This window comes from Thiorhodococcus fuscus (assembly GCF_042682685.1).
Lineage (GTDB): Bacteria > Pseudomonadota > Gammaproteobacteria > Chromatiales > Chromatiaceae > Imhoffiella > Imhoffiella fuscus.
On the sequence record NZ_JBHUHX010000042.1, the window covers coordinates 20,770 to 36,898 of the forward strand.

15 protein-coding genes are annotated in these 16,129 nt (G+C 64.1%); 10 read left to right on the forward strand and 5 right to left on the reverse strand.

What is annotated here, in order from left to right; all coding sequences use genetic code 11:
* Positions 1-232 precede the first annotated feature (232 nt).
* From ACFSJC_RS14770 to ACFSJC_RS14805, 8 genes are all read left to right on the forward strand, one after another.
* The gene (locus ACFSJC_RS14770; RefSeq protein WP_386027799.1) at positions 233-931 is read left to right on the forward strand and encodes a metal ABC transporter ATP-binding protein; all 699 of its coding nucleotides are present in this window, start codon (positions 233-235) and stop codon (positions 929-931) included.
* Between the two features lie 2 nt (positions 932-933).
* Positions 934-1,782 (forward strand): metal ABC transporter permease, encoded by an 849-nt coding sequence (locus tag ACFSJC_RS14775; protein ID WP_386027800.1) that lies wholly within the window; start codon positions 934-936, stop codon positions 1,780-1,782.
* Complete coding sequence (locus tag ACFSJC_RS14780; protein ID WP_386027801.1) at positions 1,782-2,240, forward strand: Fur family transcriptional regulator; 459 nt, start codon at positions 1,782-1,784, stop codon at positions 2,238-2,240. Before ACFSJC_RS14775 ends, ACFSJC_RS14780 begins: the two co-directional genes overlap by 1 nt.
* A complete protein-coding gene (locus tag ACFSJC_RS14785) occupies positions 2,240-2,776 on the forward strand; it encodes a ZrgA family zinc uptake protein (RefSeq protein ID WP_386027802.1) in 537 nt (178 codons plus the stop codon). The genes ACFSJC_RS14780 and ACFSJC_RS14785 overlap by 1 nt, the downstream gene beginning before the upstream one ends.
* 119 nt (positions 2,777-2,895) lie before the next feature.
* On the forward strand, positions 2,896-3,978 hold the full coding sequence (locus tag ACFSJC_RS14790; RefSeq protein WP_386027804.1) for a calcium/sodium antiporter: 1,083 nt from the start codon (positions 2,896-2,898) through the stop codon (positions 3,976-3,978).
* Positions 3,979-4,126: 148 nt separating this feature from the next.
* Positions 4,127-4,621 carry a 6-pyruvoyl trahydropterin synthase family protein gene (locus ACFSJC_RS14795; protein WP_386027805.1) on the forward strand — a complete coding sequence of 165 codons (495 nt, stop codon included), beginning with the start codon at positions 4,127-4,129 and terminating at the stop codon, positions 4,619-4,621.
* Positions 4,622-4,715: 94 nt separating this feature from the next.
* Positions 4,716-5,417 carry an SDR family NAD(P)-dependent oxidoreductase gene (locus ACFSJC_RS14800; RefSeq protein WP_386027806.1) on the forward strand — a complete coding sequence of 234 codons (702 nt, stop codon included), beginning with the start codon at positions 4,716-4,718 and terminating at the stop codon, positions 5,415-5,417.
* Positions 5,417-6,184 (forward strand): SDR family NAD(P)-dependent oxidoreductase, encoded by a 768-nt coding sequence (locus ACFSJC_RS14805; protein ID WP_386027808.1) that lies wholly within the window; start codon positions 5,417-5,419, stop codon positions 6,182-6,184. Before ACFSJC_RS14800 ends, ACFSJC_RS14805 begins: the two co-directional genes overlap by 1 nt.
* A gap of 69 nt (positions 6,185-6,253) precedes the next feature.
* On the opposite strand, the gene ACFSJC_RS14810 is transcribed toward ACFSJC_RS14805, so the two are convergent.
* Positions 6,254-6,673, reverse strand: a complete 420-nt coding sequence (locus tag ACFSJC_RS14810) for an SCP-2 sterol transfer family protein (RefSeq protein WP_386027809.1) — start codon at positions 6,671-6,673, stop codon at positions 6,254-6,256.
* 207 nt (positions 6,674-6,880) lie between these two features.
* Positions 6,881-8,401 carry an exopolyphosphatase gene (gene ppx, locus ACFSJC_RS14815; RefSeq protein ID WP_386027810.1) on the reverse strand — a complete coding sequence of 507 codons (1,521 nt, stop codon included), beginning with the start codon at positions 8,399-8,401 and terminating at the stop codon, positions 6,881-6,883.
* A 216-nt stretch (positions 8,402-8,617) separates the two neighbouring features.
* On the opposite strand from ppx, the gene ACFSJC_RS14820 reads away from it, so the two are divergent.
* Complete coding sequence (locus tag ACFSJC_RS14820) at positions 8,618-9,106, forward strand: hypothetical protein (protein WP_386027811.1); 489 nt, start codon at positions 8,618-8,620, stop codon at positions 9,104-9,106.
* Between the two features lie 288 nt (positions 9,107-9,394).
* Complete coding sequence (locus ACFSJC_RS14825; RefSeq protein WP_386027812.1) at positions 9,395-9,574, forward strand: PA3496 family putative envelope integrity protein; 180 nt, start codon at positions 9,395-9,397, stop codon at positions 9,572-9,574.
* A 119-nt stretch (positions 9,575-9,693) separates the two neighbouring features.
* Here the strand turns inward: ACFSJC_RS14825 and ACFSJC_RS14830 are convergent, their stop codons facing one another.
* The 3 genes from ACFSJC_RS14830 to ACFSJC_RS14840 form a co-directional block, all read right to left on the reverse strand.
* Entirely contained in the window at positions 9,694-13,158 is a 3,465-nt protein-coding gene (locus ACFSJC_RS14830; RefSeq protein WP_386027813.1) for a mechanosensitive ion channel domain-containing protein, read from the reverse strand.
* 115 nt (positions 13,159-13,273) lie between these two features.
* Positions 13,274-14,617, reverse strand: a complete 1,344-nt coding sequence (argA, locus tag ACFSJC_RS14835) for an amino-acid N-acetyltransferase (RefSeq protein WP_386027815.1) — start codon at positions 14,615-14,617, stop codon at positions 13,274-13,276.
* Positions 14,618-14,709: 92 nt separating this feature from the next.
* Positions 14,710-16,062 carry a sigma-54-dependent transcriptional regulator gene (locus ACFSJC_RS14840; RefSeq protein WP_386027816.1) on the reverse strand — a complete coding sequence of 451 codons (1,353 nt, stop codon included), beginning with the start codon at positions 16,060-16,062 and terminating at the stop codon, positions 14,710-14,712.
* Between the last annotated feature and the right edge of the window lie 67 nt (positions 16,063-16,129).

Genomic DNA, 16,129 nt, shown 5'->3' on the forward strand with positions numbered 1-16,129 from the left:
ATGCTAACCTCTGCGCCCTGTTCGGCCCAGTACCAACGCATCTCGACGACCGTCGAAGCTACCTCGGCTGCTGTTATACTGTAGCGTTAGCGCGAAGCCGGCGCGTCGATCCGGCTATCGTCCGATTCGGCGGTCGCGCCGTGTCGATGATTCATCCGCATGAGAGGGTTTTGGCTTGCCGAAGGCGCCATCGCAGGTTACCGGTTCGGGTCCGGTCGTTCAGATAGAGGATGTGAGTTTTTCCTACGGCGATGCACTCGTCCTGGAGCATGTGGATCTGTGCGTCGAGCGCGGCGAATTCGTCGGGCTGATCGGACCTAACGCAGGCGGCAAGAGCACGCTGCTGAAACTCGTACTCGGTTTGCAGGAGCCCCAGGCAGGGCGCATCCGGGTCTTGGGCGAGGTGCCGAGCCAGGTGTCGGGTCGGATCGGCTATGTTCCTCAGTTTCCGAGCTTCCCGCGCGACTTCCCCATTTCGGTCGAGCAGGTGGTGACCATGGGGCGGCTCGGTATCGGTCCCGCGCTGGGCTGGTATCGGGCCGCCGACCGTGCGGCGGCGCGCCGCGCGCTCGATGAGGTGGAGGCATCCGATCTGGCCAGGCGTCGTATCGGCACCCTGTCCGGCGGCCAGCTACAGCGCGTGCTTCTGGCCCGCGCCCTGGCCGGCGAGCCCGAGATCCTCATCCTGGACGAGCCGACGGCCAACATCGATCAGCGCGGCGAGACGGACGTCTTCGATCTGCTGGCGACCCTGAACGCGCGCCTCACCATCCTTGTGGTCTCGCACGACATCGCCTTCATCTCGGATTATGTCAGTCGAGTCGCCTGTCTGAACCGTACCCTGACCTGTCACGGTACCAGCGCGGTCGATGGCGATGCCATTCACCAGCTCTATGGCGATCGCGTTCGGCTGGTCGACCACAGTCACTGACCATGAGCGCATTCCTCTCCGCACTCGGCGATTACGCCTTTCTTCAAACTGCCCTGATCGCCGGTCTGCTGGCCAGCGTCGGTTGCGGCGTGATCGGCACCTTCGTGGTGGTCAAACGCATCGCCTTCATGGCCGGCGGCATCGCGCACTCGGTGCTTGGCGGCATGGGAGCGGCGCTCTATTTCGGCTTCGATCCCTTTCTGGGCGCATTGATCGCGGCCATCCTCTCGGCCCTGCTGATCGGGACGGTGCGGCTGTCCTGGAAGACCCAGGAGGACACCCTGATCGGTGCGCTCTGGGCGATCGGCATGGCGATCGGCATCCTCTTCATCGCTAAGACGCCTGGCTATGCGGCCGATCTCATGAGCTTTCTGTTCGGCAACATCCTGCTCGTGCCGGCCGGCGAGCTGTGGCTGATGGCGGGACTGGATCTGGTCCTGGTGTCGACCGTCGCGCTCTTCTATCGCCAGTTTCTGGCCATTACCTTCGACGAGGAGTTCGCGCGGCTGCGCGGCGTCCCGGTCGCCTTTTTCTATCTGCTTCTGTTGTGTCTGGTGGCCGTCACGGTGGTCCTGCTGATTCAGGTCGTGGGGCTGATCCTGGTGATCGCCCTGCTGACGCTGCCGGCGGCGATCGCAGGCCACTATCTCCATTCGCTGGGCGGCATGATGCTGCTCGCGACCCTGTTGGGAGGTGGCTTCACCTCGTTGGGGTTGGCGCTGTCCTATGGGCCGGATCTGCCGACCGGTCCGACCATCATCCTGATCGCCGGTGCCGTCTACGTGCTCTCGGCGCTGTCGAGCCACTTCCTGAGGCGCCGCCTGGCCGCGCGTCGGGCGAGGACGGTCTGATGGGGACGCCTGCTGCGATCGGCCAGTTGGAGCGCGCCGATGCGCTCTGCGTGCGGCGCGGCGTGCGGCTCACGCCTCAGCGTCGGCGCGTATTGGGGATCCTCTGTTCCGCCTCCCGGCCCTTGGGTGCTTACGAGATCCTGGAGGCGATGCGCGATGGTTCGCGGCCCCTGGCCCCGCCGACCGTCTATCGGGCGCTCGATTTTCTGCTGGAGCAGGGCCTGGTGCACAAGCTGGAGAGTCTGCACGCCTTCGTCGGCTGTCGTCACCCGGATCATCCGCACTCGGGTCAGTTCTTCATCTGCCGTACCTGCGGTCTGGTGACCGAGCTGGAGGACGAGGCGATCTGCGAGAGTCTGCGTTTGGCCGCCAACGAGACGGGCTTCCGACCGGAGCGTCGGGTCGTCGAGGTCTTGGGGATCTGTGCCTGCTGCGTGGGGAAGGGCGGGGCGGGATGATGGGCGCTCTGCGGATGCTCGGCGTCTACTCGCTCTGGCTCGTCCTCTGTTGCGTCGGCGCGCTGGGCATCGCCGATGCCGCGCCCCAGGTGCGGGCCATGCCGCAGGGAATGGCGATGCTGACCATCGAGGTCGAAGGGGCTACGATCCTCGCCCATTTCCGTGCCCCGCGCGCGACCCTGGTTGGATTTGCCGGTGCCGCGCGCAATGCCCAGGAGCGTGAGACCCTGGGGCTGGCGCGCGAGAATCTCCGCAACGGCACCGGAATGATGCGTTTCGACACCCAGGCGGCCTGCAGTCTGGTCGAGGTGGTTCTGAAGGGCGATGCCGCCCGTGGGGTCGGGGTCGCGGACGAAATCGGCGTGGATTATCGGTTCGCGTGTCTGAGTCCGGAGCGTCTGGACTCGGTGGCTCTGGGGTTCTTCATCGGGTTCCCCGCGCTGGAGCGGGTGCTGGTTCGCTACCGAACCAGCGAGGGTCGTGGCGGCGCGGAGCTGACCCAGGGCCATCCGGTGGTTGGTTTCGTCCCCTTCTGATTCGCGGCTCGTCGATCGATGCCTCTCGATCGAGATCTTCAAGGGATCTTTCGAGTTCTGTTTAGGGCCGGGGCGGTTTCGTGTGAGCGCGCCCCATTGTTCTGGAGCCATGGATGCCGATGCTCGAATCGCTTGTGTCGCTGTCACTGATACTCGTCGGTTTCGTCGGCCTGATTGCAGGCGGCGAGCTTCTGGTCCGCGCCGCCGTGGCCTTGGCGGCGGCGATGCGGATCAGTCCCTTGGTCATCGGTCTCACGGTGGTGGCCTTTGGCACCAGCGCGCCCGAATTGGCCGTGACCATCCAGTCGGTGTGGTCTGGCGCGGCGAATCTCGCCGTCGGCAATGTCGTGGGCAGCAATATCGCCAATATCCTGCTGGTCATCGGTGTCGCGGCCATGGTGTCCCCCTTGGTGGTGCATGAACGGGTGCGGCGGATCGATCTACCCCTGGTGATCGCCGTCTCGGTCGGGGTCTGGCTGTTGTCGCTGGACCGTCGGATCGGCCATCTGGACGGGGTGCTGTTGTGTGCGGCGCTGCTCGGTTATCTCTGGTGGTCGATGTGCGAGGGGCGGCGCGAGGGTGCCTGTTCCGGTGCGTCCGCCCCGTCGTTGGTCGAGCCTCTCGGGCCCTGGGCGATGGCGCGCGAGACGGTGCGTTTGCTGGTTGGCCTGGTCCTGCTGTCGATGGGGGCGCGTCTTCTGGTCATGGGGGCGGTCGATATCGCCCGGGTGCTGGGTGTCGGCGAGCTGGTCATCGGTCTGACCCTGGTGGCTGTGGGAACCTCGCTGCCCGAGGTGGCGACCTCTGTCATTGCCGGGCTGCGTGGGCATCGCGATATCGCAGTCGGCAACCTGATCGGTAGCAATCTGTTCAACCTGCTTGCGGTGCTGGGGATCGGTGCCGCTACCTCGCCCCATGGCATTGCGGTGCCGCGCGCGGTGCTGAAGCTGGATCTGCCGATCATGATCCTCGCCGCCGTCGCTTGCGTGCCCGTTTTTCTGGTCGGGCGGGTTGGACGCAAGGCCGGCGCGGTCTTCCTGGCCTATTTCGCCGGCTACCTTGTGTATGTGGTCTTACGGGCCGCAAACTCCCCGTTTCGGCAGGCATTCGAGATCGGCATGCTGGCGATCGTTGCCCCATTGACCTTGGCCGCGATCGCGGTCAGCCTCTACCCCGTTTTTTGCCGGCGCTCGCCCGATTGACGTCTCTATCCGTTCAGGTTGCGGGAGACTCTCGGGGTTGCGATCCGGCCCTTTCGGGTGTGATCCGGGCGCTCGGCCCCACATCTTCCACATGGACGAGACGGCAGACGCGTAGGACGCGCTGCGTTACAGAATCCGGAGACCGAACGTGGTTGACCATACCCTGACCCGCATCGAGATCAGCAAGGAATACCTCAATTTCAGCGCTGGACACTTCACCATCTTCTCGGCCAGCGAGCGCGAGAATCTGCATGGACACAATTTCCAGGTCCGCTGCAACGTATCGGCCTCCGTTGGGGATGACGGCATGGCATTCGACTACGTGGTGCTCAAGCGTATCCTGCGCGAGCTCTGCGATGGGTTGGACGAGCGGTTGCTGCTGCCCGAGTTGTCGCCGCATCTGCGCATCGAGCGTCAGGATGGTCAGGTGACGGCGCTCTTCGCCGAAGAGCGTCTCGTCTTTATGGAGCGCGATGTTCTGCTGCTGCCGGTGCGCAACGTCACCATCGAGGAACTCGCCCCCCTGTTGCTCGCGCGTCTGCGCGATCGTCCCGAGGTGGCGGATCGCGGGATTCGCTGTATCGAACTCGGCGTTTCATCCGGGGCCGGTCAGTGGGCCCATGCCTGCTGGGAGTCCGCGTGAGGCGTCTTGATGACCCTGGCGGTCGCGTGTCGCCTCCGCTTTTCGGCTGGATGCGGCGCTCTGCCGCCTTTTCTTCACATCGATCGGATCGTCTATGAATGCTCTTGTCATCACTGGTGCCACCTCGGGGATCGGACGCGCCATCGCCACGCGCTTCCTGGTCGACGGCTGGGGCGTGGTCAATCTGTCACGGCGTCCGAGTCCAGATCCGGGTGTCGAGAGTCTCCTTTGCGATCTCTCCGAGCCGGGGGCGGTCGAGTCGCTGCGGGACGATCTATTGGGGCGTATCGCGGGCGTCGGACGTCTCTGTGTCGTTCACAATGCCTCGGCCATGCGCTCGGACCGTATCGATGCACTGCCGAGCGAGGCCCTGCGCTCGGTGCTCGAACTCAATATCGTTGGGGCCAATGCGCTGAATCAGATCCTGCTGCCTGAGATGCCGCCCGGATCGAGCCTGATCTACATCGGTTCGACCCTAGCCGAAAAGGCGGTGCCGGGTGTCGCCAGCTACGTGATCGCCAAGCATGCGCTGGTCGGTATGATGCGGGCGACCTGTCAGGACCTGGCCGGTCGCGGGCTCCATACTTGCATGATCTGCCCCGGTTTCACCGACACGGAGCAACTGCGCGGCTTGATCGGCGACAATCCCGAGACCCTGGCCGGGATCGAGTCGATGTCGGCCTTCGGGCGTCTGATCGAGCCGGAGGAGATCGCCGAGACGGTCGCTTTCGCCGCCCAGGCCCCGGTGCTCAATGGCGCGGTCATCCATGCCAACCTGGGCCAGCGGGAGCGCTGATGGAGACCGTCACCCATGGCGAGCGCATCGTCTGCATCACCGGCGGCACATCGGGCATCGGCGCCGGATTGGTGGCGGCCTTTCTGGACGCCGGGGATTGCGTCCACAGCTGCGGGCGCAATCCGGTCAAGGTCGAGCGACTGCTGGCGGCCTGGCCCGAGGCCGTTGCCGAGAGGCGCCTGAACCTGGTCCGAGGGGATATCGCCGATGACGCGTTTCGCGCCCGGTGGGTCGCGGACATCGCCGAGCGTTCGGGTCGGTTGGACGTGCTGGTCAACAACGCAGGCGTCATCCTCGACTCGGGCACCCTGGAGGAGAGTCTCGATCATTGGCGTGCGACCCTTGAGGTCAATCTGATCGCGCCCTTCGCCATGACCCAGTCCTGCGCCCGCTTGCTGGAATCCAGCTCGGCCCCGGTCGTCGTCAATCTCTCCTCGGCATGCGCCCGGCATCCCTTTGCGAGCTGTACCTCGACCAGCTATTCGGTGAGCAAGGCCGGGCTCGACATGCTCACTCAGCGGCTGGCCATGGCCTTGGGGCCGCGTGGGATCCGGGTCAATGGGGTCGCGCCAGGCGTGGTGGACTCGGAGATGTGGGAGGCCGTGCCCGAACTGATGCGCGAGACCGCCGAGCGACGTCATCTGTTGGGGAGGCAGGCGGTGATGCCGAGGGATGTCGCCGATGCCGTGCTGTTCCTGGCCTCGCCGCAGGCGCGTCTGGTGACCGGGGCCACGTTGAGCGTGGATGCGGGATACGCCTTGGGCTGAAGCTGAAAGCTGGCCGCTGAAACGACAAGGCCCGCCATTGGCGGGCCTTGAGTCAAACGGCGAGGATCGTTATTTGATCTCGTCGGTGTCGAGCTGTTGCATGAGACCGAAGCTCTTGACGAAGGGGTTGGCCATGCGCGGGTCCTTGATGATGGCCTTGTAGTCGCCGACCTTGAACTTGAGCTTGCCGGTCATGAACGCAGCGCCCATGCCGGTCATGCCGATGCCGTTTTCGACCCACTTGAGCCAATCCTTCAGGTCGGCGCGCATGTCCCAGTTCGCCGGCGGATCGCTTTCCGACCAGTCGCCGGCGCGGACGCATTCGCCTTGCTCGACGACGAAGACGCCGCGCGGATTCTCTTCATTCTTGAAGCCGCAGCAGATCACCGAGTTGAAATCGATTTCGGCGAGCTTGTCCTTGACCTCGGGTTCTGCGTTCCACGCGTCCTTGAGCTGTTTCATCCAGGCGTCGGAAAAGAGTGCAGCCATTGTTGGATCCTCCAATCTATATCAGTGAGAGGCCGGCGCCCATCGGGCGCCAGCCGCATGGAATCTCGCTTGCATCGCGGAGCTCCTCCTCCGCGCGCTCCCGGATTCTATCAGGATCAATGGAAAAGGATATTCGGGGCTCGCTCCGATCGATATCCGCGTCGGAACACCTGCGTCCTATGGCGCTGCGGGGGAGGGGCAAACGCCTCAGCCGAAACTGAGCTGGATTCCGGCTGCGGCCAGGCGTTCGGCCTCCTGTTCCAATTCGAGCTGAGTCAAGGGATGTTGGGCCAGCCAATCGCCAGGGAAGCTGAGTTGCAGATGATCCGCGTCCGCCACCAGTGTCGGATTCGGTTTGTTGTCCGCCGAGCGGCCTCGGTGCATCAGCACGGCGAGGCGCAGAATGACGCAGAGCCGGCGGGCGGGCTCGCGGTCGCTCTGCTGGAGGTTGGCGAATTCCTGTGCCGGGAATTTGCGCCTGTGACCCAGGACCAGTGCGGCGAGCAGGCTCTGCTCATGGCGGGTGAAACCCGGGAGGTCTGCGTTGCGTAACAGATAGGCGCCGTGCTTCTGGTACTGGCTGTGGGCCACCATGACCCCGATCTCATGCAGACGAGCGGCCCAGGACAGCATCAGCCGGTGGTTCGGCTCGAACAGCTGCCAGGGACCGGTGAGCTGGCGGAGCAGGACCTGGGCCGTCGCCTGGATACGCTGGCCATGCTCCAGGTCGACATGGAACTGACGGCAGATCGAGGTGACCGTGCGTTCGCGGACGTCCTCGTGCTGATGCCGCCCCATCATCTCGTAGATGACTCCCTCGCGCAGCGCGTAATCGGAGACCTGCATGTGCTCGATGCCGAGCGATTCGAAGACCGATCTCAGCACCGCGACCCCGCCGGCGAAGACCGGTTTGCGCTCGTCCGCGAGTCCTTTGAGGTTCAGGGCGGAGACCTTGCCCGTGTCGATCAGTGCATCGCGCAGCCGGGTCAGTGATTCCGCCGAGATTCCGTCTTCGCACCAGCCTTCCGCGTTCACCACGGAGGCGATGGTGCGAATGGTGCCGGAGCTACCGACCGCCTTCTGCCAGCGGGTGCGACGGAAGAGTTCGCGTACCGGTCTGACCTCCAATGCGCCGGTCAGCTCCGCCTTCTGCATGGCCTTGGCGGTGATACGTTCGTCCGCGAAATGGCGTTGCGACATGCTGACGCAGCCCATGTGCAGACTCTCGCGCATTCGGGGCGAGAAGCCGAGTCCGACGATGATTTCGGTGCTGCCGCCGCCGATGTCGACGACCAGCCGCCGTTCCGCTCCGGCGGCCAGCCCATTGGCGACGCCGAGATAGATGAGCCGGGCCTCCTCGCGTCCGGCGATGATATCGATCGGGTGTCCGAGCGCGGCCTCGGCGCGTTCGATGAATTCCGTGTCCGGCCGAATCTGGCGCAGTGTGTTGGTTCCCACGGCGCGCACGCTGCCGGGCGGGAAGTCGCGCAGTCGCTGACCGAAGCGCTCCAGGCAGGCGAGCGCGCGCTCTGCGACATCGGGCGAGAGCGACTTGTCTTCGGTCAATCCCTCGCCGAGTCGAACCATTTCCTTGAGACGGTCGGTGACCTGCATGTGGCCCTGATCGATGCGGGCGACGATCATGTGAAAGCTATTTGAACCGAGGTCGACGGCCGCCACGATTTCGGGCAGTTTGTCGTCGGCGGCCTGGATGGATTCTTCAGGCATGGATGGAGTTGGTACTTGGAGGCTGGAGCGGACGTGAATGGTACCAGAATCCGAGGTGACCTCGTTTCCGCTATTGTCCTTTGCCTTGACGAGGCTATATTGAGGGTCTGCTTCAATTTGGCGAGGACGCATGCCCTTCCTCGTGCCCGTTTGGCGGAATGCCGTGTAGTATCCGTCTCAGTGGTGCCTATCCGCTTTGCCGACTAGAGACTTCAGATGACCGTCGAACACGGTGCGAAAAGCCCTGGGGACGAGGACTACCGTTGCGCCGATTGGTGTCGTGATGTCCGTGCGCGTTTGTTTGATGTGCTGATCTTTCTGCTGTTTATCGGCTCTACATCGGTCTCGGCGCAGGAGCTGATCGTGAACGCCTCCTTGCCCGAGTCCTCCCTAACCCGCAACGAGGCCTTGCTCTATTTTACCGGGCGTCTTCAACGCTGGCCCAATGGGGTGCCCGTCAAGGTTTTCGTGCTCCCGGACTCGGACGCGCTGCATCGCAATTTCGTCAAGTCTGTCTTGGGGCTCTATCCCTATCAGCTCAGGCGGGTCTGGGATCGTCAGGTGTATTCCGGAACCGGCCAGGCGCCTGTTCTCGTTTCCAGCGAGGCGGAGATGATCGAGCGGGTCGCCTCGACGGCGGGAGGGATCGGCTATGCGCATGAGGTCCCCGCAGACGCGCGGGTGAGGTCGCTTGAGGTGCGCTGAGGTGTTCGGTCGCGATCCTGTCGATCGAGGTTCTTCTGTCCTCAGGCGTCATGGTGGTGGCTATCGGTCCACGATGACGAGGGTTGTAACCTGGTCGCCGCTCGGCTCTCCTGCCTCTTTTGCCTCACTTGGTTTCTGGGGCGTGTTAGCCGTTTGGCTGGCAATGCGTCACGGAATGAAAAACCCATCTTAAGAATCTAAAAAAAGCGGCTTCCCAAACGGCTCGATTTCGGGTATATGGCCGGCTATTGACTGGTTTGTCATTGCTGTCATTCCGAGGTAGAGGAGATGTTGGACCCCGAAAGTGGTTATGGCGATGAAGTCGCCGAGCGCGTGCCGCCATTGCTGGCCCAGGAGCCTCGCAGTCAGGTGGCGAGTTTGGAAGTGCGGCGCCGTATCGAGCATATGCGCGAGCTCAAGCGGCTGCGCGAGCTGCTCGACGATCCCGATTTCGACGAATTGAGCTAATACGTCTTCGGTGGCACGTGCGCGCCGCCATATCCCTCTCCTGTGTTTTTAAGGCGCCGAATGGCGCCTTTGTCGTTTTTGTGTCTTTTTCCTGGGCTGCGAGACGCGCGTGGGGTGGCCTATGGTGCTGCCTCGGGGATTTCGCGGTGCGTTGGACGCTGGAGCCGGATCTCGAGCGGATGGCGCGCGGATAGGTGGATGTCGCGTTGCGGGAAGGCGATTCCGATCCCTTCGGCGTTGAAGCGGTCGTAGATCGCTTGATGCAGGTCGGTGATGACGCCGATGCGGCCTTCGAGCGAATCCAGGTAACAGCGCATGAACAGTGTCAGGGCATTGTCGCCGAATTCCTCGAAGCTGATCAGTGGGGCTGGGTCGTCCAGCACCCGTTCGTGCTGTTGGGCGATTTCGCTCAGGATCGACAGGGCCTTCTTGGTGTCGCAGCCGTATTCCACTCCGACCGGGATGGTGATGCGGTTCTGCTGGTCGGTCAGACTCCAGTTGAGCAGACGACCGGTGATGAACTCCTTGTTGGGAACCAGCAGCTCCTGCTTGTCCCAATTGCGGATGGTCGTGGCCCGGATACGGATATTGGTCACGACGCCCGTGGTGCCGTCGATGGTGACGATGTCTCCGACACGGACCGGGCGCTCGAAGAGGATGATGAGGCCGCTGATGAAGTTGGCGACGATCTCCTGCAGACCGAAACCGATGCCCACACTCAAGGCGGCCACCAGCCACTGGACCTGCGACCAGCTAAGCCCAAGAGTGCTGAATCCGAGCAGAAAGGCGCCTACGGTGATGACGTAGCTCGACAACGTCGTGATCGCATAGCGCGCACCCGCCGAGACCGCAGAATTCTGCAGCAGTACGATCTCAAGCAGTGCGGGGAGGTTCTTGGCGGCGATGGTCGCGACGAACGCGATCATAATGACCAGCCCCACATTGGCCGCAGTGACCGGGATCAGGCGTTCCGTGCCATCGACCACTCCTGTGTAGTGCCAGAGCTCGATCTTTTCGAACACCGTGAAGGCCGGCAGGACGTCCGACCAGGTGAGCCAAAGCCCGATGACGGCGCCGAAGAAGATGGCGGCGTTGATGAGACGGCGGGTCTGTTCGTCGAGTGCCGCCAGGTCTGGCTCGGGTTCCTCGAAGGTTTGAACCTCGGAGACCAGGGTGTTCTCAGTGCGTTCGGCTTCGGTCTGGGCGCGTCGGGCCGCCTGCCGTTCGAGTGCCGCCTGGAGCGCCAGTCGCCGCCGGGTGAGGATCAGCCAGCGCACGATCGACTGGTGCAGCACGATGAGCGCGAGTGCGAGCCAAGTCTGGTAGACCAGCGACCGGAACAGAATGGCGGCCGTATAGACGTAGCCCATCAGTGCCAGTCCCGCGAGCGCCAGTGGCGAGGCGACGATGATCGGTCGCCAGAGGTGGCGCAGACGATTGAGCCAACCCTGAGGATGTTCCGCAAGGAGCGAGTTCAGGATGCCCCGATCAGGGCTGAGCAACAGCCCGTAGAAGACCGTGAAGGCGATCATATCGGTGATCAGCGCGATGCGGCCGAGGCTGTTGGTGGCGAGCGGGTCGTCATGGTTGCTGACCGCGACCGCGATCAGCGACACCGGGATGATGAGGATGGTGAACCAGTCGAAATGGCGTCGGATGCGCTTGAGGTTCTCGCTGCTCCAGCGGAAGTGCCGGTCGGCGACGCCTCCGGTGATGCAGAGCATGCGGAACGCGAGCAGACAGTAGAGTCCGAGTGCGACTTCGGTGAATGCCATTCCGAACGCGCGGCTGAAAGGTGTTGAGGCGATGGACGAGACCAACTGCTCACCCAATAGCCAGCACAAGAGGGGTAGTGGCAGCGCGGCGAGCAGGCTCAGACCGATCGCCTGCAGGGTGAAGCGGATGCGGTCGGCGCGAATCCGGCGCAGCGGCTCGGCCAGTGCGCGGATGCCCCGTTTCAGTCGAGAGATCCGCGAGAAGAGGAGCACGGCGACGGCGACTCCCAGCCAGAAAAGGACGGCGTTTCGGTTGCGCTCGGTGAGCGCTCGGGCGATTTCGGTCCAACCCTCGGTCGAGGCGAGCCAGGCGATGGCGCTCGGTAGGTTGGCGAGCGTGTCCAGTCCCACGGCGGGCGCGCTACGGACCCATAGCAGCCGTTCGGCGAGGAAGTCGTCATAGTTGCCGGCGACCAGGATCACCTGCTCCGAGGCGTAGTTGATCTCGCCGAGCTGGCGGATGTAGTCCTCCTCGATCGCGAGCGTCTGACCGATCAGGCGTTTGCGTTGGGTCAGTGCCTCGGTCAGCTGGGCGCGCACCGGCGGTTGACGCGCTGCAGTATCGCGCGCGGTCAGTTCGTGGATGTAGTGGTTGAGATCTCGGAGCTGGCGTTCTTCTTCCCGGTAGCGGATCTGGCGCAGTGTGGCCTCGGCGATCTCATCCGCGCGCGTCTCGATATCTTCTTTGTACTGCCGCAGATCGGGTAGCTGATTGCGCCGATCGAGCAGGACCTGACCCAATGCCTTGCTGAGTCCCGCAGCGTTGAGTCGTTGCTTGGCCCCCTGAAAATCCTCCTCGATGCGCTTGTGCTCGGCTTCGACGGACGCGAGCTTGGCGTTGAAGCCGTCGAGCGCGTTGGTCAGCTTGGTCAGGGACTCGGAGATGTCGGTGTTTCCCTGCGTGATCTTGCGGACCAGGGGGTGCTTGTCCTCGGCTTCGCGCTGGGCGCGCTCGGAGGCGAGCTGGGCGGCCTCAGCTGCCGCCTGACGCTGTTTGCTCTGCAACTCGTCGAGCTGGCTCTGGGTGTTCTTGAGCCCTGAGAGTTTCTGGACCGCCAGGTCGCGCTGGGCCTTGTAGAGCGCCTCGCGAACGGGTTGGCTCAGCAATTCCTGCTCAAGCATCTTGCCCTCGGACCAGAGCGATTTGCGCTGGGATTCGATGGCCCAGCGTCTCGCCTGGGCGAGGTCCGGCGCTTCATCGTTCGCGATCGGCTGCTTGAGTTCGTCCTCGACGTCGTCGAGCGCCTGCTTGACCTCGATCAGCCGTTGTCTGGCGGCTGTCGGGCGATCGGCGTTGGACTCGATCAGCTTGTCGAATTCGCTGGCGCGGGTCTCCTGCAGTGCCACGTCCGCCAAGATCTTGTTCTGTCTCTGGCTGATCTCGTCGGCTGAAAGTCCCTCGGGCAGGCGACTCTTCTTTGGGGGCTGGTTGGGCTTGAGCCGTTCCAGTTCGGCCAGGGCGTTGTCCGTCGCCTTGGGAGCGGTCTTGAGCGAACGGGCAAACTCGGCCGCCTTGGCATCGAAGCTGGCCGCATCCTCTAGGTTCGACTGGGCGCGCCGGTAGTTTTCGGTCAGGCTGCCCTTGAGCGACTCGTCCATCCCGGTCGCCGCGTCGAGTTCGGCGAGCTTGGCGGAGAACTGCTCGGCGGAGGGCAGAGGCGTGACCGAAATGGCGACGCTAGTGTCCCCCGATGGGGTCTGTCCCTGAGTGCTCACCGGGGTGAGCGCGATCGAGACGAGTAGGATCCAGGCAAACGAACGCCAACCTCTGGCGTTTCGCGGGTGCGGCATGGTCATGGATTCGAGCATGGCTGAGCGGGTGGCTCCGGTCGGGTCAGGCGGTCGTGTTGGTGCGGTTCGTTTTTCACCGCACCCTGCTGTGCAAATCGCCGTGGTGCGGGTGGGGTTGGCGGGGAACGCGACCTCATAGACGCTTGATGAAGGCCTTCGAGTTACGCTGGAAATTGTAGAGTGCCCGTTTCTCCATCGGCAACGCGTCCAGATTGGCGGCCTGGAAGCCTCGCTCCAGGAACCAGTGCGCGGTTTGGGTCGTCAGCACGAAGAGTCTGCCGATGCCCTGTTCTCGTGCCTGGGTCTCCATGTGTTCCAGCAGGCGGTCGCCGCGCCGACCTCCGCGATAGTCCAAATTGACCGCCAGGCAGGCGAGCTCGGCCATGGCGTCGTTCGGGTAGGGGTAGAGCGCGGCGCAGGCGGTGACGAGGCCGTCGCGCTCGATCAGGGTGAAGCGGTCGATCTCGGTCTCGAGGCGTTCGCGCGAGCGCCGCACCAGCACCCCGCGCTCTTCGAGCGGGCGCAGCAGCTCCAGGATGCCGGTGACGTCGTCGATCCGCGCCGGCCGCAGTTCCTCGTAGGGCTCGGCCGAGATGAGCGTGCCGCTTCCGTCGTGGGTCAGGAGTTCGCGCAGCAGGGCGCCGTTGGCGTTGCGTCCGACCAGATGGACGCGCCGAACCCCGTGGCGGCAGGCCTCGGCCCCGGCGCGCAGACAGTTGACGATTTCTTCCGGCAGTCCCTGTGCGTTGGCGAGCAGCTGATCGACCTCTCGGGTCAGCAGGTTCGGCGCCAGGTGAGGCGCTGTCTCTTCGCCTCCATGCTCGGTGAGAAAGATGAGCTTTTCCGCGCCAAGCTCCACCGCCGTTCGGCAGGCGACATCGGCTGCGCTCAGATTGAAGACCTCCCCGGTGGGGGAGTAGCCGAGCGGTGGCATCAGGGCGACGTAGCCCATGTCGAGCAGGGCCTTGAGGGTCCGCTGGTCGATGCGCCGTACCGAGCCCGTGTGCAGATAGTCGACGCCATCGATGATGCCGAGCGGACGCGCCGTGACGAAATTGCCCGAGACCACCGGGATACGTACACCGGCCATCGGCGAATTGGCCAGCCCGAGCGAGAGCAACGCCTCGATCTCGACGCGCACCGTTCCGGCGGCCTCCTTGACGCAGCCGAGCGCCTTCTGGTCCGTGACGCGCAGTCCGTTGACATAGCGCAGCTCGGCTCCGTCGCCCTTCAGTCGCTCTTCGATCTGAGGGCGGGCGCCGTGGACCAGGACCAGTCGGATGCCCAGCCCGTGCAGCATGGCGATGTCATGGACGAGGTCGGGAAAGGTGGCGTCGGCGACGGCCTCGCCCCCGAAGGCGATGACGAAGGTTCGCCCGCGATGGGCGTGGATGTAGGGGGTGGCTTGGCGGACCCAGTCGACGAACGGGTCGCGCCCCTGAGCGGCTGCGCTCGGGGCCGGGGACTTCTCGGGCACTCTGTTCTTCCTCGGTAGCTGTCTTCGGGTTGCGACAGGATGGGTGGCGATGAGGGTAATGATCGGGCCTATGTCGGGCGATGATGGAGCCGCTATTCGATTCCCAGCTTGGAGAGCCTGTAGCGCAACGATCTCAGGGTCATGCCGAGCTTCTTGGCCGCTGCGGTGCGGTTCCAATGGGTCTCTTCCAATGCGCTCAGAATGGCGCGGCGCTCGATCTCGCCAAGATAATCCTCCAGCGGAACGGCTTCGTCCACGCCTTCCTCCGGCGCGGACGGCGATTCGTTCTTGCTGAGATAGAGATCCTCTACCTCGATTTGGCTCGACTCGCAGAGTGCCGTGGCGCGCTCCAGGATGTTCTCCAGCTCGCGCACGTTGCCTGGAAAGGGGTGGCGCTTGAGCGCTTCGACGGCGGCGGACGAGAGCCGCATCGGCGTCGGTGCGGTTGCCGTTTGCGAGCCGGCGAGCTGAGTCAGCAGGTGTTGGGCGAGCTGTGGGATGTCCTGTGGACGCTCTCTGAGCGCCGGCATGCGCAGCTCGATCACGTTGATCCGGTAGAAGAGATCCTGGCGGAAGTGTCCCTTTTCGACCTCCTGATTGAGGTCGCGGTGGCTGGCGCTGATGATGCGCGCATCGACCGGGATCTCGCGCGGTGCACCGACGGGCCGCACGCATTTCTCCTGGATGGCGCGCAGCAGCTTGACCTGAGCCTGCAGCGGCAGGTCGGCGACCTCGTCGAGAAAGAGGGTTCCGCCCTCGGCGGCCTGGAACAGCCCTTCCTTGTCGCCGATGGCGCCGGTGAAGCTGCCCTTCTTGTGGCCGAAGAGTTCGCTCTCGACCAGTTCCTGCGGGATGGCGCCGCAGTTGACGGCGACGAATGGGCCCTCGCTGCGCGGTCCCTGCGAATGGATCAGACGCGCGGCCAGTTCCTTGCCGGTTCCGCTTTCGCCCGTGATGAAGACCGGTGCCTGATTGCGGGCCAGTTTGGCGATGAGTCGGCGGATCTGCTCCATCGCCGCCGAGTCGCCGAGCAGGCGCGTGCGCATTTCGTCGCGCTTGGGGCTCGTCGCCAGTGGGCCGTGCAGCTTGAGAGCCGAGCCGACCAAGGTTCTCAGTAGCTTGAGATCGACCGGCTTGGAGACGAAGTCGAAGGCGCCGGCCTTCATGGCCGCGACGGCCGACTCCATGCTGCCGTGGGCGGTGATCATGGCGACGGGGAGGTCTGGGCAATGTTCGGCGATATGTCTCAACAGGTCGAAGCCGGAACCGTCGGGCAGGTTCATGTCGGTAAGGCAGAGATCGAAGCGGCCCTGTTCGAGCGCGCGGATGGCGTCGGCGAGTGTCGGCGCCGTGCTGGCCTGAATGTCCATCCGTCCGAGCGTGATTCTGAGCAGGTCGAGGATGTCGGGTTCGTCGTCCACGACGAGAGCTTGGGCCTTATTCATGGTCGTCCGTTCGCAATGGTGTGTCGGTGTATCGTTCCCTCAAGGGCGCGTCGAGTGATGGGGCGCG